Raw genomic sequence first — 18,945 nt, 5'->3', positions numbered from 1 at the left:
GAGCGACCGTTTTTCTTGGCCTCGTTTAGTCATAATCAGGAATGGTAGAAATGTGCAAATCCCTTAATAAATCGACAAGCTACTTTCCAGCCTTGATGCTGTTTTTATTGTTAACGCTAAAAGTCTCGGCAGCAGAAGAGGGTTTAGTTCAAGCAAGCATTTCATCGATACCAAGTAGCAAACCTTACCACTACTTTGTATTACCGATTCCCAACTTCATTATTTCAAATCAGCAGGGCTTTGAACTCAGCCAATCTGGGAAAATACTCGATTTTAGCGCTTCGGCACATCTTAGTTGGCCGCAAGCAGGAGGCGCTAAGTTTTATAGAGGTGTACTATTTAAAGTCGAAGGTTTGGATACTGGTGAGCTTGAAATTCGCTGGGCAAAAAATCTCACAAAACCAAATGATGGGGTAAAACTAGAAGAAGCCCTATTGGTTGAGGCTAATTTTACTGAAAAATGGTTAAACTCAGCGCTTTACTCACCACTTATCTACAACGCAAATAATATCGATTGGGGTTGGTTTGATAACGCGTATTGGCGTTATGCTGCTTATAGCGGTGATGAGGCCCTTATCGCCGAGCTTAGTAAACCTAAAGACCCAGCGAAGAAAACGACGCTACCCAGTAACAGCGCAGCGCCATGGCTATATGATAGGCCATATACTTTCTATCAACTGTATTTTAAAACCGCCGACTCTCGATGGAAAAAAACGGCTCATCAAAAAGCACAGTTTTTTATCAGTCAGTTAGATTCTAATGGAGACTTTTCCTTGAAGGGCTCGGCAGATCTTAAGTACATGCTAAGTGCCGGGCTGCTAATTGATTATTTGTTTTACCCCAAGCTGTCTACCAAGCTAGCGATTGAGAACATGACACCGAAAGGGCTTAAGTGGCCAGCAGCTTACAGCACCAAACTCGGGTTTTGGACCGAGCGGCACTTGTCGGTAGCTTTCGGTTTAGCACTAAATCAATGGGAGCTCGATAGCACTGCGCAATCGTTGAACCGGGTTGAGCAACTACTGGGTGGAATTAAACAAAATCTATGGGTGCCCGCTTCCGGACAGGGCGGCTGTTTAAAACATAGCTTGAAGGCACACTCTAATAAAAACAGTCAAGAGATGGTGTGTTCCCCATGGATGAGTGCTTTGGTAGTAGAACAGTTGTGGCGTTATTTTTGGTTAACTAACGATCAGCAAGCGGCTCAATTGATTGTAGATTTTGCAGAAATGCTGCTTCAACAAGGGCTATATACTGTGGAATACAAAGGTAAGACTCTTTATATCCCAGATTATTTAGTGTTCTTTAAAAAATCTATTTTTCAAGACCGTAATTCTTGGACCGAGCGGCAACATGCTTGTGACGTAGTGGGCATGGTTTATAAGGCTGTATATTTGAAGCGTGAACGTGACGAAGACGAGTTTTTATTAGACTTACTTGGGCAGGAACTGCTAAAAACGTGCGATGGAACGATGAATAAAAAAGGTAAAACCGCTGCTGGCCAACCGGCTTGGGCCTTAAAACCACTAAGAAAGTTTAATTGGTGGTTTGCCAGTAACGGTTCGTTAACTTGGATCTTGAAACAATAACTCGGTGTTTTCAAACAAACCTAATTGCTGTTCTAGCGCTGCTCTTTCGCGATTACAGCTAGCGTCAGCACATAAGACTGAAGCGGCTACAATAGCACTCTTACGCTTGCCTGCTAGTACCTCGGAAAAGCGCTGAGATCTAAGTGCGCCTCTATTGGCCACTAAGCCGTTAGCGCCTGCATAACTATAGGCTAACAAGGCTGGTTGATTAGCTCTTGAGCGAAAGTATACAAAATTTGCGCGAGGAGTATTCTCAGTCTTATTCACTCGCATACTTTCTGGCACCACTTCATTTAAATAAAATGATGCTTTGTTGTCTAAGCCAAGGCCACTAAATAAATATACCCATTGCTGAAGCTCTATATCGTCTACAGAAAGCGTTTGGTGCTCTACCGATTGATATTGGCTTACTTGGAGAGAGCGATGGTAGAGGACTTCTGATGGTGTCTGCTGGCTGTTTAGCTGATTTGCATCAACCACTGGCCAATCCAATAGGCTTGGAGAGAAAACCAATAGAGCAAGAATGAAGTACGCAAATACCTTTGGTGAAGGCTGGCTTACTTCAACAGGTTTCGCTCGTGGTAAAGGATCTTGAGCGAGTTTACCACCGACATAAAAAGCAAACAGCAAGTAAGGAATGTATAAATACCAACCTAGATTATTATGGTCGTGAATTAAGTCACTTTGCATTTGGGTTTCGTGACCAACTAGAATAATAATGATGATACGTACCCAGTTAACCAATAACGCGCCGACCATACACACAACAAAAAAGGTAGCAGCTTTACGTGCGCCTCGAATATTAAAATAGATATACAACAAACATAAAAACAACGAAGTAATAAAGTAGCGCAAGCCACTACAGCCATTCGCTATCTCGAAACGACCTGAAGGAATAGACACCACATTGCCTTCAAAAAAGCTCGGTACGTGGGTATAGGCCATCACCATTTCTACAACATTGGTAGACAGTGTCTGCAGTGGAGGGGATAGAATCCCCCAAATTGGTGTAGCAAATAACATGACTAGAGCGTACACATATAAACTTTTGTGATGTTTAAACACGCTCAATAAGCTAAACAGTAATACGAAAGGGAGTAGGGCGCGCACTGGTAGACTAATTTGGCTCAAATACAGCAGCAGCTCTAAAGCTAGGCACAGAATCAGAGGGATTAGCCAAAGACTAGGAGCTTGGCGAAACTGTAGTTCTTGTCGACAATCATAAAGCACATAAAGTGCTACTAAAGGAATGAGAAAGGCATGTGAGTAGGTGCCGTCATCAAAACTGTAGCGCCAAACATCCAATAGCACTGGCCAAAATAGCAAAGCAACTGATGCGGTAACAACTAAGACCATTATAGCTTGAAGATTACCGCTATTAGCGTGCTCTTGCTCTACATTATCTGGCTCCAAAAATTAGCGCCCTTTACCAAACAAGATGATCTCTGCGGTTCTTACTAGAATCAATAAATCCAGTAAGAAGCTGCGGTGCTTAATGTAATACAGGTCAAACTTTAACTTTTCTAAGGCATCGGCTTCAGTGCTTCCATATGGATACTTAAGCTGCGCCCAACCGGTTAAGCCAGGTTTTACATTGTGACGTTGATTGTAATAAGGAATCGATAACACTAATTCTTTTACAAACGCTGGGCGTTCCGGACGAGGACCTACAAAGCCCATATCTCCGATCAATACATTATAAATTTGTGGTAATTCATCAATGCGGTATTTGCGAATGAAGTTGCCCACTTTGGTCACGCGAGGGTCTTCCTTCTGAGCCCATTTAGCGCCGTCTTTTTCAGCGTCGGTACGCATACTACGGAACTTAAAAATATTAAATGGCTGACCGTTTAGGCCAATTCGCTCTTGCGAATACAGGACCGGGGCTTTAATGCCTTCTTCTAGCTTGATCATAATGACGGTAATTAGCATCAGCGGCCAAGTTAGAGACAATACGATTAAGCCTAAGAAGGTATTACATACCCAGTCTAAAGAACTACGTAAGTAGTTGGTAGAGTGGAAACCGTTACTATAAATAACCCAAGATGGGTAAATAAGGTTTACCGCAATTTGCCCTGATTCACGCTCGATAAAGTCAATGATATCGGTAATCTCTACGCCGCGAAGTTTACATAGAAATAAGCTGTCCACTGGCAAGTTAGCGCGTCGCTCATCTGCAGCAATCACTATCTCTTCAATGCCATTGGCGAGTACATAAGATTCAAGCGGTTGGTCGAGCTCAAGGATAGTTTCACGTTTAATGCCGTCTTCAGAGTCACCAGGCATATTGATGAAACCTGCCATCTCAAAGCTAACTCGGTCAGACTTACGGCGCATTCTCTTTTCAATAATGCTCGCGCGCTCACCTGCACCTAAAACTAAAATGCGCTTTCTGCCCATATGCTCGTATTGCATTTTCAAGGCGAAATAACGAATTGTAGTAAGGCCCATCATTACTGCTGCATAAAGTAATTCACGGAAATTACCCGGTAATACATCAAGCGGCGTTAATACATATACAACTGAAGAGATAAAGTACCCTAAGGCAATGCTCACTAACAGTCGACGAATGACTCCTCGAAAGGTTTCGCGTATTTTTTGGTTGTATAAGCCAACAGAAAGGATGGAGAGTTGAATAGGAAAGGTAAATGCTAGGCAGTGCATCAATAAGATACCCTCACCGTAAGCAGGAATACCTTCAAAACCGCTGAAGCGAAGAAGCTCAACGCCGATGACAAAAACCCCTATGAGCAATAAAAATTCGGCGAGAATAATTGCTCTACTACCAGGATCTAGATTGTGAAATTTCGAACCAGCCACGCTTCTTCCTTGAAACAATTTAAATTTAAATTTTAAGATTGACCAGTATACCGAGATTTAAACACAGAGCCACAAAAAATCGGTTCTACTTGTGCGCCTTTAGTTAACAGCAGAATTGTTACCTTAGCTTTACATTTACAACGGCCTGAAGATAAATATCGATATATTAAAACTATTTAGCTCAAGAGATTTACAACATGCGTCCCCGCACACTATCATGGGAAAAAGGACTTTCTCAATCAATGTTATTTGATGGACACTCAGCGTAATGGATAGTGCTATGAAAAAACTAAATCAAGCGGTAGTTAAACTACTCTCGGTAATGGCGTTAGGGCTTTTCCTTAGCGCATGTTCAAACAATTTACCCACCTTACCTAGTGCGTCGGTTAACCCTTCGCTCACCGAAAATCCCGCCGATTATAAATACTTGATAGGACCGGGTGATGATCTAAACATCTTCGTTTGGCGAAACCCTGAAATTTCAGGCACTTTTATTGTTCGCCCAGACGGTATGGTTTCAACCTCTTTAGTGGAAGACCTAGAAGTGTCGGGTAAAACGCCGACTGAACTAGCCCGTCTTATCGAATCTGAATTGGCCGAATTTATTCGTGACCCGATTGTAACGGTAACGGTAGAAGGTTTTATTGGGCCGTTTAGCGAGCAAGTTCGCGTTATTGGTGAAGCCTTTGAACCGCAAGCCATTAACTACCGCGAAGACATGACACTGCTTGATGTAATGATTCAGGTGGGCGGTTTAACCGAGTACGCCGATGGTGATAATGCTCGTTTGGTTCGAGTAGTAAGTGGAGAGCAGCGCTCTTATAACGTGCGTGTAGGCAAACTAATACAAGATGGTGAGATTGAAGCCAATGTAGATGTTCTTCCTGGCGATATTATTATTATCCCAGAAGCTTGGTTTTAGTCGGAGTAGTCGTTTAAATGCAAGAGTTAATTGAGGATTTTTTGCAATACCTGCGAGGGGTATGGTTAAAACGCCGTTATATTTTAATCGCTTTGTGGATCATCTGCCCAATTGGTTGGATAGCGGTAACATTGATGCCAAATCAATATACTGCTGAGGCTAGGGTCTACGCAGACACTCGTTCGTTGTTGCAACCTCTGTTGAAAGGTTTAGCCATTCAGACCGATCCTAGTCAGGAACTGGCGATGATTGTTAAAACCTTACTGAGTCGTAACAACCTAGAGAAGATTGCTCGGGCGAGTGATGCTGACGTTCGAGTTAACAATAGCGCTGAGTACGATGAGCTATTAGATAATTTGAAAGAAAAGATCGACATCGATAAAACCCGCCGAGAGAATCTTTATACTATTACTTTCGTGGCCGACTCTCCGCAATATGTACGCGATGTTGTGCAAGCAGCGCTTGATGTCTTTGTTGAAAATACTCTTGGAGAAAAGCGACAAGATACTGATACCGCTAATTCGTTTATTAATCAGCAAATTGAAGAATATGAAACACGCCTAATTGAAGCAGAAAAGCGCTTGGCGTCATTCAAACAAGAATACACTGCATTTTTACCCGGTAAAGAGTCAACTTATTATAGTAACTTGGAAGGGGTTAAAAAGCTGCTTGAAGAAACCCGTTTGGAGCTAAGTGAAGCTGAAACCAAATTGGTGTCAGCACGTTCTCAATTGGCTAGCGAAGAGTTGTTAGCGTCACAGCAAACAGCCAGAGTTCGCACTGAGTTTGATGACCGCATTATCTCAATGCAAACGCGTTTAGATGATTTGCTGCTGCGCTATACAGAGCGCCACCCTGATGTGGTAGAGGTTCAGCGCCAGATTGAATCTTTGCAGAAGCAAAAAGATAATGCGATTACTACAGCTAAAACACCTGCCGCTATCGCTTCCGAGTCGGTCATTTACCAAGACTTAAAAATTACGGTGAGCCAGCTAGAGAATGAAGTGGCTTCGCTAAAAGTGCGTGAAGAACGTCATGCCGAGAAAGTAGATACTTTGCAAGAACAGCTGCGTCAGGTGCCTGATGTTGAAGCGAAGTTAACCGGCCTAAACCGTAATTACGAAATCACTAAATCGAAATATGAAGATCTCTTGTCTCGTAGAGAGAGCGCGCAAATTTCACAAAGCGCCGGTAAAACAACCGATGACATTAAGTTTAGAGTGATTGATGCGCCGCGTGTACCTCTTGTTCCTTCTGGGCCAAAGCGACCCTTATTAATTGCTGGAGTATTGATTTTTGCTCTCGCGGTTGGCGGTGGTATGTCGTTTGCGTTTAGCCAAATAAATCCTGTGGTATCAAGCCTACAACAGTTATATCAGCAAACTGGCTATCCTGTGCTGGGTGTGGTTTCGGCGACTGAAAGTTCTGGGTTGATGAAAATAGAAAAGCGCAAAATGCGGCTATTTGTTTTATCAAATACCGTTTTGTTATGTGGCTTTGTAGGGTTTATGGTGATTAATTTGCTACCCGGATTACACAATAAGATTATTGCAGGGTTAGGTGGAGTAGGTTTGCTATGAGCACGATAGAAAAAGCAATGGGTAAGCTTGCAAAGCAAGCCCAAGCCAATCAAGCACCAATTGATGTCCCTGCAGCAGAGCAAGCTGCAGTTCCTGGAACTGAGGCCGCGACAACTCCAAGCAAAAGAGTTGATAAACAGGTTCTACAAATTGATTCAGCAGTACTGAAACGTTTGGGTATGTTATCTGACATTCGCTCTCGCGAAACCAGAATGCTTAGCGACGAGTATCGCGGTATTAAGCGTAAGCTGCTTAAAAATGCTTTTGAGCCGGGGTTAATCCCACAAAACAAAAGTAACCTGATAATGGTGACTAGCGCTAACCCAGGTGAAGGTAAAACTTTCACCTCAATTAACCTAGCGCTTAGCTTAGCCTTAGAAAAAGATAAAACGGTGTTGTTAATTGACTCCGATGTGCTTAAACCGACGGTGAGTAAAACCTTAGGTATTGGCCAGCACATGGGCTTAATGGAGTATTTGCTAGGGCAAACCAATGATGTTGCTGATGTGATTTATCACACCAATATTCCTAATTTAAGAATTATGCCTGCCGGCATGCCGCATCACTTGAGCAACGAATTGTTAGCGAGTGAAAAAATGCGCTCTCTGACTCAAGAGCTGAATAGCCGTTATTCGGATCGCGTTGTATTGTTTGATAGCCCACCAGTATTAGGCGTGAATGAAACCGTTGTGTTGTCTAACTTTATTGGTCAGGCAGTGGTAGTGGTAGAGCAAGATAGTACCAAAATGGCGGCAATTAAATCAGCGGTATCGCAGTTTAGTGAAGAGCTGGCGATTGGTTACGTATTAAATAAAGCAGTGCACGGAAAAACAGGGACTTACGGTTATGGCTACGGATACGGCTATGGATATGAGGAAGAACGCAGCGCCTAGTGTTGTTCTTGCGCTTGCTATCGCTTTAGGACTGCCTACTTCAGCTTATGCTGCTGAAGTGCAGTTTCGCCCTGAAATTGGTGCCGAGTTAGTTTATACCGACAATGCGGGTTTAAGTGAAGAGTCTCCTGAAGCTGGCGAAATCGGTATTTTGTCTGCAGGCATCGTATCTGAAGTTATCGGTAAAGACGGAGAAATGTCCTTAGACTATCAAGCTCGTCAAACCTACCATTCCTATGATTCAAACAAAAACCAGCTCTACCATGAGTTGGATTTTGCTGCCGACAAAAAATTAGGTAAATCAGGTTTTAGCGTTGATGCGATTGCATCGATTGATATTTTGCCAGCAGAAGTAAGCAGTAATGCTATTACAGATATTATCTCTGGGGATTTAATTCAAGGTAGTGAGCTAGGTTTAGGCCTGAGTTACCAGTCCAATCGCCGTAAATGGATAGATCTAAGCGCTCGAGCGGGTGCAAGTTTATATCGTTACGAAGATGACCGTGGTAACAATAATGATTTTGACGGCTCTTTGCTGTTTAAGAATGGCCAAAAGGTTAATACTGTTTTCTGGTTAGTGGATTCGAGTTATATCAAACGCGAAGCTCGCGGTAACTCTAAAGAAACGGAAAACGTAAAGTATAAAGGTGAGTTTGGTCTGCAACAGCGTTCTGGCTTCAGCCCATTTATCCGTTATTACGCAGAAAGCTACCTAGAAGGCGTGAGTTCTTCTGAAAAAGTCGGTGAATCTGAAAGCTGGGGCCCGGCTATTCGCTATTTTCGCTCACGCTTAAGTTACTTAGAACTCAGCTATAACTTTTCCTTAGATAAAGATAAAAACGATGATTACGTAGGCACTGCGCTAAACTTGGAGCCTAACCGTCGAACTAAGCTGTTTTTCGAGTACAGCAAACGCTTTTACGGCAACGCTTATGAGTTCACTTTTAACCACAAAAAACGCCGCGTAACAACAGACATTAGCTACATTGAAGAGCCAACCAGTTTTGATCGCCGTTTCTTTGTAGAAGGTGATAGCGTAGAAGAGCAAAAGTTAGATAAAACATTTCGCTGGAACACTGATTTAAATTTACGTCGGTCAGGCATCGATGTCGAATTGCGTCATCAAACTCGCGAAGGCTTGCGCAGTGATAGTGACTTTATTAAAGACATTACCTACGGTGGCGGTATTGGCCTTGACCACAAGCTTAGTCGTAATTTGACCATAGCCTTTGGGTTTGATTACGATCATTATACATTTGATCGCCTTAACGGCACCGACCAAATTGATAAATATAGCCGCTATGATTTGTCTTTAAATCAAGACCTTATCGAGGGTTTCTTTCTCACGTACCGCTACCAATATACCCATCGTAGCTCAAATACTGCAGGTAGAAACTATGACGAAAACCGAGTATCGATTAACGCGACTAAGCAGTTTTAAGCATGTATGAATCTTTTTTTGGCTTAAGTGATAAACCATTTAAGCTTAGCCCAGACCCTAAATTTTTCTTTGCTAGCCCGCACCATGACCGCGCAGTGTCTTATCTACGTTATGGCCTTTCGCAAGGAGAGGGCTTTATTGTTGTCACTGGGCCAATTGGTACCGGTAAAACCACCATCGCCCGTAGTTTACTGGCCTCAATTGATGACTCGATTGTTGCCGCGCAAATTGCCACGACCAAGCTTAACCCAGACGAGTTAGTACGCTTAGTTGCCGCACAGTTTAATATTGACGTAGAAGGGCTCAATAAGGCCGATATTCTTAAACGTTTTGAGCAATACTTATTAACCCTAAACAAACAAGGAAAACGTGCTCTATTGGTGGTGGATGAAGCTCAAAATCTGCCTGCTGAAACAGTAGAAGAGCTGCGAATGCTGTCTAATTTTCAGCTCAATGATAAGCCCCTGTTCCAAAGCTTTTTATTGGGGCAAGAAGAACTTAAGCCGATTATTGAATTACCTGAAATGGAGCAGTTTAGGCAGCGAATTATAGCTTCTTGCCACCTTCAGCCATTAGATGCGGAGCAAACTCAAGGTTATATTCTGCATCGCTTAAAACAAGTCGGCTGGAACGAAAACCCAAAATTAGATGACGATATTTTTCAGCAAATTGCAGACTTTACCAAAGGGATTCCGCGGAAAATTAACATTTTTGCAGATCGCTTGTTCCTGTATGCTTTTCTTGAAGACCTCCATACTATTTCGCATGCTGATGTTGCTTCAGTGATTGAAGAAATGGGGGGCGAGCTTTCTGGATCGCTACAGGGTACGCCAGAACAACAGGGTGTTTCAGATATTGACGAAGTGCTCGGGCGCCAATATGAAAGCGCCATAGATGGGCAAAATCTGGCTCGCGGTGCAGTGCTTAGTGACAATCAAATTAAAGCCAACCTATTGGATGTGTCTAGTTACCTTGAAGAAGTGGTGCTGCGAAAGATAAAAATCATTCGCTACTTAGATAAAATGATCGAAAAGAAGCGCAAAGAAATCGTTGACTTAAGCGAAAACAATTAGGCAAAGCCGCACGCTTTTATAAATACTCCCTAGTTAATACATGGAAGATCTCATTTGAGTATTATTGTTGGATTATTGGGATACAGCATAGCTGCAGTGGTGTATTTGCTGTTTAGCTTGTTGCTGTTAACGACCGTACAAAGCGGTTTTCAACGTAAAGCTCTCAGCTGGGTGGTATTTTTTACTCTGCTTTGGGCCGCCGTTGGTGCCAGTCAAATTCGGTTCGCCTTCCCCTTAGGCTACTTTTATGCGGTTGAAACTATTCGTAATGGTTTATGGTTTCTACTGCTTTACGCCACCATAGCTCCTCGCTTTGAGCTAACTAACTTGCTTAACGGCCCATGGCGCAGAAAAGGTGTTCTTCTCGGGCTACTCATTACCGCTTGCTTGCAACTCTTCGTGGCGATTAGCAACCTACCGTTAAATCAGCTTTGGTTGGTTACTCAGTTAGCGCAAACCGTTATTGGCTTATGGCTAATAGAGCAGCTTTACCGCAGGATTGAAGTCAACGCGCGCCCAACCATTAAACCAATGTGTTTAGGCCTTGGTGGCATGTTTGCTTTTGATTTTGCCTTATATGCGAATGCACTGATCACATCAGGGATTTCTTTTGATTTTTGGAGTTTGCGTGGTTTTGTTGCCGTTCTCGCAGCCCCATTAGTGCTATTAAGCGCGCGTAGAATTAAGCGTTGGTCTACCAAGATCTACGTTTCTCGTGATGTTATCTACCACAGTACCTTACTGCTAGTGGCTGGTGGTTACTTACTCATGATGGCGCTTGTGGGCTATTACATTCGCTATGCGGGTGGTGATTGGGGAAGCATGGCACAAAATGGTTTCTTTGCTTTAAGTGCCCTGATACTGGTGAGTTTGTTTCTATCTGAGCGTTTGCGTAAGCAGCTTAAGGTGCAAATTACTAAACATTTCTTTGCTAATAAATATGAGTACCGCGAAGAGTGGATGAAGTTTGCCGCCGTTCTGGAAGAAGACGGTGTATCACCTTATAACATTGCACTAAAAGCCATTAACCAACCATTTGACTGCCAATTTGCTAGCTTGGCAATTATTGAGAACGGTCGTTTCACGGTGAAATCTTGCTATAACGTCGCAGATGATGACCCACAAGTTTTACTGTGTTTAGAGCACTTGGCCTTCCAAGCGATTGAACATCAATGGATCATTGATATAGACGAATTGAAAGAAGACTCTAGCGTTGTACCGTTTACGGTTTCCTCTAAGATGCTGCAACAAGTCAGTAAGTTTAGTTATTTGGTTCCCACTAGCACTGGTGAAGGGTTTAAAGGTGTAATTCTATTGTCATCACCTACCGCTATCCACAGCGTTAACTGGGAAGACCGAGACTTAATGCGCGCGATTAGCCGCCAGTTAGCAGTATTCCTAAATTTGCATCGCTCTAACTTAGCGCTAGCCGAAAGTCAGCAGTTTGATACCTTTAATCGCATGTCGGCTTATTTGGTTCACGATCTAAAGAACGTGTTGGCGCAGTTGCAGTTAATGTCTAAAAACGCTATTAAACATAAACATAACCCAGAGTTTATTGATGACGCATTCGAAACCGTAGATTCGGCGGCAAATCGTTTAGCTAAAGTAGTGGCGCATTTAAGTAAAAAGCAACGGGTAGATACTGTGGTCGCTCCCTTTTTATTAAAAAAGGCACTGCAGCAGGTCGTAGAGTCGCGTTCAATGGGCCAACCTAAGCCGCAGTTACGTTTTTCTTTAGAAGACGACTTTGAGTTAGTTGGCGACCAAGAGCGTTTTATTAATGTGCTTTCTCATTTAGTACAAAATGCTCAAGACGCTACTCAAGCCTCTGGCGAGATCATGATTAAAGCGAGCTCTCAGGACAAAGATTGCATCGTAGAGGTTGAAGATAACGGCGAAGGGATGAGCGTAGAGTTTATTGATACGCGCTTATTCAAGCCATTTGATACCACCAAGGGTAATGCAGGCATGGGTGTAGGCGCCTATGATGCAAAACGCTTTGTTGAAGAACTGGGTGGGCATATACAGGTTAAGAGTCATGTAGGCGAGGGAAGTTTATTCCGCTTGTTTCTACCAATTCATAAAATTTAGCTGGCAGTTGCTGTGAGCTTGCGTAAACGGATGAGATAAACATGGAAACGTTACTGGTTGTTGAAGACGACCCTGGTATTCAAAAACAGTTGAAATGGAGCTTTAGCGACTACCAAGTGATTATTGCTGGTGATCGTAAAGAAGCGATCACCGCATTAAGACGTTACGAACCTAAAGTGGTAACCTTAGATCTTGGTTTACCACCAGATGAAGCCAACGCCAGTGAGGGTTTAGCAACTCTCAAAGAAATGCTTGAGCTAAACCCTAAGCTTAAAGTTATAGTGATCACCGGCAACGAAGAGAAAGACAACGCGCTTAGCGCTATTGCTATGGGCGCGCATGATTTTTATCAAAAGCCGATTGATGACGATACCCTCTCGGTTATTATCGCTCGCGCCTTTTGGGTTGCCAATATTGAGCTAGAGAATGAAGCGCTAAAAGGTGCTTCTTTAGATAACAATGGCTTTTTAGGGAACTCGCCAGAGGTTCAAAAAGTGTGCCGTATGGTAGAGCGTATCGCCCCTACTGAGGTCACTACCTTGTTGCTAGGTGAAAGTGGTACCGGAAAAGAAGTTCTTGCGCGAGCTATTCATCAGCAAAGCCCTCGTAAAGACCAACCATTTATTGCCATTAATTGTGCATCTATTCCAGAAAATTTGCTAGAAAGTGAATTGTTTGGATTTGAAAAAGGGGCCTTTACTGGGGCGCATAAAACCACTGAAGGAAAGATTGAGTGCGCCAACGGCGGCACCTTATTTCTCGATGAAATTGGTGATATGCCATATCCCTTACAAGCTAAAATTTTACGTTTCCTACAGGAAAAAATTGTAGAGCGAGTTGGTGGGCGTAAAGAGATCCCGGTGGATGTGAAAATCGTTTGCGCAACCCACCAAAACTTGCAGAACATGGTTGAGCAAAAAGAGTTCCGCGAAGATTTGTTTTATCGAATCAGTGAAATCACCATCAATATTCCACCATTGCGTGAGCGTGGAGAAGATGTGGTGTTGTTAGCGCGGGCTTTTTTGCAGAGCTACAATAAGCAAATGCAGCGTAACATTAATAACTTTAGTGATGATGCCATTACAGCTTTAACCAGTCACCGCTGGCCTGGCAATATTCGAGAGCTACAAAACAAAATTAAGTCTGCAGTTATTATGGCAGACAACAAGCAAATCACTGCGGAAGATTTAGCCTTGCCAATCGGCGATGAAGAGCAAATCAAGCTCGCCTTAAACTTACGTCACGTGCGTGAGGCCGCCGAGAAACAAGCCATTAATAAAGCATTAGCCTTAAGTAATGGGAACATTTCTAACACCTCCGGCTTGTTAGGCGTAACTCGACCTACCTTGTATTCTTTATTAGAAAAGTACGGATTAAAAACCGACTAGTTAATAAAACAACATCAACACTAAAGGCTGCTAAGCAGCCTTATCGCAACAAAAAATTGGGCTCCTGATGGACAATTCGCAAACAGAAATGAATATATTAGTGACTCCAGAAATGGCCAATTTCTCGGGTAAAATGCATGGTGGTGCCATGTTGAAAAAGCTTGATGAAGTGGCCTATACCACTGCCATTCAGTATTGCGGTAATTACGCTGTAACGCTGTCGGTAGACCAAGTGCTATTTAAGAACCCGGTTGAAATTGGCGAGTTTGTAACGTTTCTTGCATCGGTGAATTATACCGGTCGAACCTCAATGGAAATTGGCATTAAGGTAATAGCTAAAAACCTAAAAGAACAAACCGTTCGCCATACGCATTCGTGTTTCTTTACCATGGTTGCTGTAGACGACCAAGGCAACTCTGCGGAAGTTCCACCATTAAAGCCGGCAACCGAAGTCGCAAAACGCCGCTTTAGTGATGCCTTGCGCAGGCGTCAGCGCCGAATGGAAAAAGTGTAATTAATTTTACTAGTGAGAAAGAAAAGGCCTGCATTAGCAGGCCTTTTTGTTTGGTTTGGTGTGTTAATTAATATCCATTTATTCGGTCGAAATATTCAGGCAAGAACAAGGAGATTTGCGGAATATAGGTAATCAATATCAGGAAGAACAGCAGTAAACTAAGCCAAGGTAAACAAGCCTTAATCACCCACCCCATACTCTTGCCAGTAATGCCCGCGGTCACAAACAAATTGAGCCCAACAGGGGGTGTCAACATTCCAATCTCCATATTCACCACCATAATAATCCCTAAGTGAATAGGATCGATGCCCAACTGAGTGGCAATGGGAAACAGTATTGGCGCCATAATCAGCAATATCGCCGACGGCTCCATAAAGTTACCGGCAATCAGCAGTAAAATATTTACAACTATCAAAAACGCCCAAGGTTGTAGGCCATGAGCCACAATCGATTCGGCAATCATGTGTGGGATGCGCTCGGTAGTAAGCACGTGAGCAAACAACATCGCATTGGCAATAATGAATAGCAGCATAATGCTGACTTTTGCCGCATCTTTGATCACTTGGCGCACTTCTGGGTCGGTCACAGACTTGACTATGCTGATTGGAAATAACATCAAGTTACGGCTTGTGGCTGCCATCATGCTTTCGCCTTGATTTCGCCAAGCTTGTTCTTTGATTGGCCCAATATCTCTATAACCAAATACCGATACTAAAAAAGCATAAATAGCCGCCACCGAGGCTGCTTCGGTGGGGCTAGCAACACCGCCATAAATTGAGCCAAGTACAATAACAATCAGCATTAAGCCGCCGGTCGCTTTAAGCGCAGAAATGCCCCATTGGCGAATACCAGGGTAAGCCTGAGCAGGTAGGTTTTTAATTCTGGCCACAATGTATATGGCTATCATTAAAATGCTGCCCATCATTAGGCCCGGTATAAAACCCGCCATAAACATGCGTGAGGCCGATACTTCGGTAGCCGCTGCGTAAACCAGCATTACAATAGAGGGCGGAATTAGAATGCCCAAAGTGCCGGCGTTGGCGATAACACCTGCTGCTAGTGATTCAGGGTAGCCTGAGCGCACCATGCCAGCGATAACAATAGAGCCAATCGCTGCCACTGTTGCTGGGCTTGAGCCAGATACCGCAGCAAACAACATACAGGCCAGCACTGAAGCCATGGCTAAGCCGCCGCGAATGTGGCCAACACTGTCCATGGCGAAATTAATCAGTCTACGAGCTACCCCACCTGTAGATAAAAACGCCGAAGATAAAATGAAGAAGGGGATAGCAAGTAAGGTGTAGTGCTCTGAAGTGGCTTCAAATAGTTTTAACGCCACCGAGGCTAATGAATCGTTAGAAAATAATAGTATGGTGGTCATACTGGCAAAACCAAGCGCAATAGCGATGGGCATACCAATAATCATGCATACAAACAGTAAGATAAATAAGGTGAAGGTAGTCATGGTCAGTTCCTTTGCCGCAAGCGCTTATTGTTTTTTTAGTTCGTCGGCCAATTGCATACTTTCTTTGGCCTCATCGGCGAGGTGGAAACCATCTTGCTGATTCGTCGCAACTTTCCATCCCACTTCTAAAAAGCGGATTAGTAGCAACACAAAGCCGATAAACAACACACTCATGGTCTTCCATTTCTCTATGGGCAAATCTTCCATTTCAATGGCTATGCGCTGTAACTTGCTGAGGTAAACCCAAGAGCCATACATAAATAAGCAGCAGTAAAATAAACATAGGGTTAGGGCGACTAAGGTGAGCCATTTTCGTTGGGTAGGTGGTAATACCTTTACAAAGGCGTCTACGCCAATGTGGGCGCCTTCACGCACACCCCAGCTAGCGCCAAGCAGCACTAACCAAGCCGAGCAATAGAGAGTGACCTCTTGTACCCAGTGAATGCCAGCGTTGAAAACAAAGCGCATAATCACTTCAACAAATACCAGCAGGGTCATAGTCACTAACAAAAAAGCAATGAAGTTTTCTTCAAAGCGTCGAAACCAAATCACAAACTTCATGGGATATCCTTATCAGTACACCGAATACTTTTTGGGTATACGGTGAAAGGGCGCAGAGCGAGGGGGCTCTGCGCAAGCCGTTTTATTGGTTAGCCGCTACTGCAGCGTCGATAATGTTTTTGCCAATTTCACCTTCAAACTGCTGCCAAACGGGTTTCATAGCTTCTACCCATTGCATGCGTTGTTCAGGGCTTAAAGAAATAACTTCAGAGCGTTTAGAGGCCATAATGTTAGCCTTATCTTCATCCGCTTTTTGCGCCGCAATTTGGTTACCGTGAGCAACCGCTTCGTCTAGCGCCGCTTTTAGCTCTGTGCGAATATCGTCAGGTAACTCAAGCCAAAATTCGGCAGATGTAACGATCAGATAATCCAATACCCCGTGGTTAGATTCAGTAATGCTGGCTTGCACTTCAAAGAATTTTTTTGAATAGATATTCGACCAAGTGTTCTCCTGACCATCAATGGCACGGGTTTGTAATAGGGTAAATACTTCCGAGAAAGGCTTTTTCAGTGGTACGGCATCTACTGCTTCAAATTGGGCTGCCAATACATCTGAGGACATAATTCTAAATTTCTTGCCCTTAGCATCTGCCGGTGTGTAAAGCGGTTCATTAGCCGATAACTGTTTCATGCCATTGTGCAAGTAACCTAAACCTACAAGGCCTTTGCTTTCCAAAGATGACAATAACTCTTGGCCTTCTGCGCTGGCTTGAAAGCGTTCAACGGCAGCCATGTCTTGGAACAAGAACGGAAGGTCAAATACTTGTAGCTTCTTGGTGTATTTTTTAAATTTTGATAAAGAAGGAGAGATGAGTTCAACATCGCCCAGTAACAAGGCTTCTAGCTCTTTACCGTCACCGTAGAGTTGCGAGTTAGGGTAAACCTTCACCTCTACTTTACCGGGTAAACGTTGGTCGACTAACTCTTTAAACTTTAAGGCCATTTGGCCTTTGGGGGTGTTTTCTGCCACTACGTGTGAAAATTTAAGCTCAATAGGCGCTGCATTTACTACGCTAGCCAAAGCTAAACTTAATGCTGTGAGCGTGCTTGCCAATAATTTCATTTTTATCATCCTTGTGTAGGGTAAATTGCTTACAACGCTACAGCTCATAGCAAAGCTCAAGCCAAGAATGAGGGGTGTTGTTAAGAGATTGATATATAATGGTTAATTAGCGGATTTTCGGGTGGCTGAGTATTTGTGGCTAAAAATATGGGGGGATATCCCCCCAAGGCATTTTAGCTAATGGGGGGAAAGTGACCCATTAATCTTCTTTAAAATCGCCTTTCTCTAGTTGGTATTTTTTCATCTTTTCATAAAGGGTTTTACGGCCTATTTGTAGCTCTTCTTGAACCACTTTTAATTGGCCTTTATGGCGCTGCAAAGCGTCTTGTAATAAGGTGCGCTCAAAGCGGAATAGCTGCTCTGCAAGATTTAAACTTTGTTGATCATTATTAGCTTCGTTAAATGCTGCATCTTCGCCCATAAGCACCCACCTCTCGGCGAGGTTTCTTAATTCTCGCACATTGCCTGGCCAATCATGGTGAATTAGCTCAGACAGTCGTTGTGGGCTTATTTCAGGGCTATTCAGTTGATAGCGCGCGGCGGCAACCCGGAGAAAATTCTCTAGCAATAAGGGAATATCTTCACCACGCTCCCTAAGCGGTGGGATCTGCACTTCTACTACATTGAGTCGGTAGTAAAGATCGCTGCGAAATTCACCTTGCTCACCTAAGGTTTTTAAATCACTTTTGGTGGCGGCAATGACTCGCAAGTTAAGCTGCGTGGCTTGATTACTGCCCAGTGGCTCTACACTACGTTCTTCTAGCACCCGCAATAGCTTTATCTGCAAAGCCATTGGCATGCTTTCTATTTCGTCTAGAAATAGTGTGCCGTTATTGGCAAAGGCAATCTTACCTATCCGTTTCTTTTGAGCACCAGTAAATGCCCCCGCTTCGTGGCCAAACAACTCACTTTCGATCATGGTTTCGGGAATCGCCCCACAGTTAATGGCCACAAAAGGGTGTTTGGCTCTAACGCTGTGGTCATGTAAGAAACGCGCAATTAACTCTTTACCGGTACCTGTTTCGCCATTAATTAATACGTCTGCGGGCGTATCTTTAATGTGACTGAGTATTTTACGCAGTCGAACTATCGAGGGGGTAGAGCCCAAAATGCGCGGGCCTGGGCCACTTTGCGCATCTAGCTCAGCTTTTAGTTCGCGGTTCTCTAGGGTCAGCCGGCGTTTTTCTAAGGCCCGTTGCAGCACTTCTAATAGGTGGCTAGTGGAGAAAGGTTTTTCTAAAAAGTCGTAAGCACCATCACGAATGGCTTTGATAGCCATTGATATATCGCCATGACCGGTGAGCAAGATGATGGGTAAATCGGCATCAATTTGATGAGCCCGTTGCATCATTTCTAGTCCACTCAAACCAGGCATATTGATGTCAGAGATAATAACCCCTGGCCAAGTACGCTTTATTTGCCTTAGTGCTTGTTCTGCATTTTCAAAGCTTAAGCATTCGTAGTCTTCTAGCTCTAAGGTTTGCTTTAACGAGCGTAAAATATCTGGGTCATCATCGATAATTATGACTGGGGTATACACTC

15 protein-coding genes are annotated in these 18,945 nt (G+C 43.5%); 9 read left to right on the top strand and 6 right to left on the bottom strand.

Annotation, left to right across the window (positions count from 1 at the left end; translation table 11 throughout):
• The first annotated feature begins 50 nt into the window (after positions 1 to 50).
• Positions 51 to 1,589 carry a hypothetical protein gene (locus ACLD71_RS02280; protein ID WP_411992764.1) on the top strand — a complete coding sequence of 513 codons (1,539 nt, stop codon included), beginning with the start codon at positions 51 to 53 and terminating at the stop codon, positions 1,587 to 1,589.
• Here the strand turns inward: ACLD71_RS02280 and xrt are convergent.
• Positions 1,566 to 3,002 carry an exosortase gene (xrt, locus tag ACLD71_RS02275; RefSeq protein ID WP_411992763.1) on the bottom strand — a complete coding sequence of 479 codons (1,437 nt, stop codon included), beginning with the start codon at positions 3,000 to 3,002 and terminating at the stop codon, positions 1,566 to 1,568. The genes ACLD71_RS02280 and xrt overlap by 24 nt on opposite strands.
• Before the next feature lie 3 nt (positions 3,003 to 3,005).
• Positions 3,006 to 4,409 (bottom strand): TIGR03013 family XrtA/PEP-CTERM system glycosyltransferase, encoded by a 1,404-nt coding sequence (locus ACLD71_RS02270; protein WP_411992761.1) that lies wholly within the window; start codon positions 4,407 to 4,409, stop codon positions 3,006 to 3,008.
• A gap of 280 nt (positions 4,410 to 4,689) precedes the next feature.
• Here ACLD71_RS02270 and ACLD71_RS02265 point away from each other — a divergent pair, with 280 nt between their 5' ends.
• The 8 genes from ACLD71_RS02265 to ACLD71_RS02230 all read left to right on the top strand — a co-directional run bounded on the left by ACLD71_RS02265 (position 4,690) and on the right by ACLD71_RS02230 (position 14,314).
• Entirely contained in the window at positions 4,690 to 5,331 is a 642-nt protein-coding gene (locus ACLD71_RS02265) for an XrtA/PEP-CTERM system exopolysaccharide export protein (RefSeq protein ID WP_174235956.1), read from the top strand.
• Positions 5,332 to 5,348: 17 nt separating this feature from the next.
• On the top strand, positions 5,349 to 6,911 hold the full coding sequence (locus tag ACLD71_RS02260) for an XrtA system polysaccharide chain length determinant (protein ID WP_303554020.1): 1,563 nt from the start codon (positions 5,349 to 5,351) through the stop codon (positions 6,909 to 6,911).
• On the top strand, positions 6,908 to 7,804 hold the full coding sequence (locus ACLD71_RS02255; RefSeq protein WP_411992758.1) for an XrtA-associated tyrosine autokinase: 897 nt from the start codon (positions 6,908 to 6,910) through the stop codon (positions 7,802 to 7,804). Before ACLD71_RS02260 ends, ACLD71_RS02255 begins: the two co-directional genes overlap by 4 nt.
• The gene (locus ACLD71_RS02250; protein WP_411992757.1) at positions 7,758 to 9,245 is read left to right on the top strand and encodes a TIGR03016 family PEP-CTERM system-associated outer membrane protein; all 1,488 of its coding nucleotides are present in this window, start codon (positions 7,758 to 7,760) and stop codon (positions 9,243 to 9,245) included. The genes ACLD71_RS02255 and ACLD71_RS02250 overlap by 47 nt, the downstream gene beginning before the upstream one ends.
• Before the next feature lie 2 nt (positions 9,246 to 9,247).
• Positions 9,248 to 10,318 carry an XrtA/PEP-CTERM system-associated ATPase gene (locus tag ACLD71_RS02245; protein WP_411992755.1) on the top strand — a complete coding sequence of 357 codons (1,071 nt, stop codon included), beginning with the start codon at positions 9,248 to 9,250 and terminating at the stop codon, positions 10,316 to 10,318.
• Between the two features lie 54 nt (positions 10,319 to 10,372).
• Positions 10,373 to 12,412 carry an XrtA/PEP-CTERM system histidine kinase PrsK gene (gene prsK / locus ACLD71_RS02240; RefSeq protein WP_411992753.1) on the top strand — a complete coding sequence of 680 codons (2,040 nt, stop codon included), beginning with the start codon at positions 10,373 to 10,375 and terminating at the stop codon, positions 12,410 to 12,412.
• A 41-nt stretch (positions 12,413 to 12,453) separates the two neighbouring features.
• Complete coding sequence (gene prsR / locus ACLD71_RS02235; RefSeq protein ID WP_137673938.1) at positions 12,454 to 13,800, top strand: PEP-CTERM-box response regulator transcription factor; 1,347 nt, start codon at positions 12,454 to 12,456, stop codon at positions 13,798 to 13,800.
• 67 nt (positions 13,801 to 13,867) lie between these two features.
• Positions 13,868 to 14,314, top strand: coding sequence for an acyl-CoA thioesterase (locus ACLD71_RS02230; protein ID WP_137673939.1), 447 nt, complete (start codon positions 13,868 to 13,870; stop codon positions 14,312 to 14,314).
• A gap of 67 nt (positions 14,315 to 14,381) precedes the next feature.
• On the opposite strand, the gene ACLD71_RS02225 is transcribed toward ACLD71_RS02230, so the two are convergent.
• The 4 genes from ACLD71_RS02225 to ACLD71_RS02210 all read right to left on the bottom strand — a co-directional run bounded on the left by ACLD71_RS02225 (position 14,382) and on the right by ACLD71_RS02210 (position 18,943).
• Entirely contained in the window at positions 14,382 to 15,779 is a 1,398-nt protein-coding gene (locus ACLD71_RS02225; protein ID WP_137673940.1) for a TRAP transporter large permease, read from the bottom strand.
• A 24-nt stretch (positions 15,780 to 15,803) separates the two neighbouring features.
• A complete protein-coding gene (locus tag ACLD71_RS02220) occupies positions 15,804 to 16,340 on the bottom strand; it encodes a TRAP transporter small permease (protein WP_411992750.1) in 537 nt (178 codons plus the stop codon).
• Positions 16,341 to 16,422: 82 nt separating this feature from the next.
• Positions 16,423 to 17,403 (bottom strand): TRAP transporter substrate-binding protein, encoded by a 981-nt coding sequence (locus ACLD71_RS02215; RefSeq protein ID WP_411992748.1) that lies wholly within the window; start codon positions 17,401 to 17,403, stop codon positions 16,423 to 16,425.
• Between the two features lie 199 nt (positions 17,404 to 17,602).
• A complete protein-coding gene (locus ACLD71_RS02210) occupies positions 17,603 to 18,943 on the bottom strand; it encodes a sigma-54-dependent transcriptional regulator (RefSeq protein WP_411992747.1) in 1,341 nt (446 codons plus the stop codon).
• Positions 18,944 to 18,945: the final 2 nt, after the last annotated feature.

This window comes from Agarivorans sp. DSG3-1 (assembly GCF_046774965.1).
Lineage (GTDB): Bacteria > Pseudomonadota > Gammaproteobacteria > Enterobacterales > Celerinatantimonadaceae > Agarivorans.
Note: the sequence above shows the minus strand (reverse complement) of the source record. Positions and strands in the feature narration are given on the sequence as shown.

What these genes read in the sequence shown, in the direction of transcription:
- ACLD71_RS02220 (WP_411992750.1), bottom strand. Translation starts at nt 16,340, where the DNA reads ATGAAGTTTGTGATTTGGTTTCGACGCTTTGAAGAAAACTTCATTGCT.
- ACLD71_RS02225 (WP_137673940.1), bottom strand. Translation starts at nt 15,779, where the DNA reads ATGACTACCTTCACCTTATTTATCTTACTGTTTGTATGCATGATTATT.
- ACLD71_RS02260 (WP_303554020.1), top strand. Translation starts at nt 5,349, where the DNA reads ATGCAAGAGTTAATTGAGGATTTTTTGCAATACCTGCGAGGGGTATGG.
- ACLD71_RS02230 (WP_137673939.1), top strand. Translation starts at nt 13,868, where the DNA reads ATGGACAATTCGCAAACAGAAATGAATATATTAGTGACTCCAGAAATG.
- ACLD71_RS02255 (WP_411992758.1), top strand. Translation starts at nt 6,908, where the DNA reads ATGAGCACGATAGAAAAAGCAATGGGTAAGCTTGCAAAGCAAGCCCAA.
- ACLD71_RS02245 (WP_411992755.1), top strand. Translation starts at nt 9,248, where the DNA reads ATGTATGAATCTTTTTTTGGCTTAAGTGATAAACCATTTAAGCTTAGC.
- ACLD71_RS02280 (WP_411992764.1), top strand. Translation starts at nt 51, where the DNA reads ATGTGCAAATCCCTTAATAAATCGACAAGCTACTTTCCAGCCTTGATG.
- prsR (WP_137673938.1), top strand. Translation starts at nt 12,454, where the DNA reads ATGGAAACGTTACTGGTTGTTGAAGACGACCCTGGTATTCAAAAACAG.
- ACLD71_RS02250 (WP_411992757.1), top strand. Translation starts at nt 7,758, where the DNA reads ATGGCTACGGATACGGCTATGGATATGAGGAAGAACGCAGCGCCTAGT.
- ACLD71_RS02265 (WP_174235956.1), top strand. Translation starts at nt 4,690, where the DNA reads ATGAAAAAACTAAATCAAGCGGTAGTTAAACTACTCTCGGTAATGGCG.
- ACLD71_RS02215 (WP_411992748.1), bottom strand. Translation starts at nt 17,403, where the DNA reads ATGAAATTATTGGCAAGCACGCTCACAGCATTAAGTTTAGCTTTGGCT.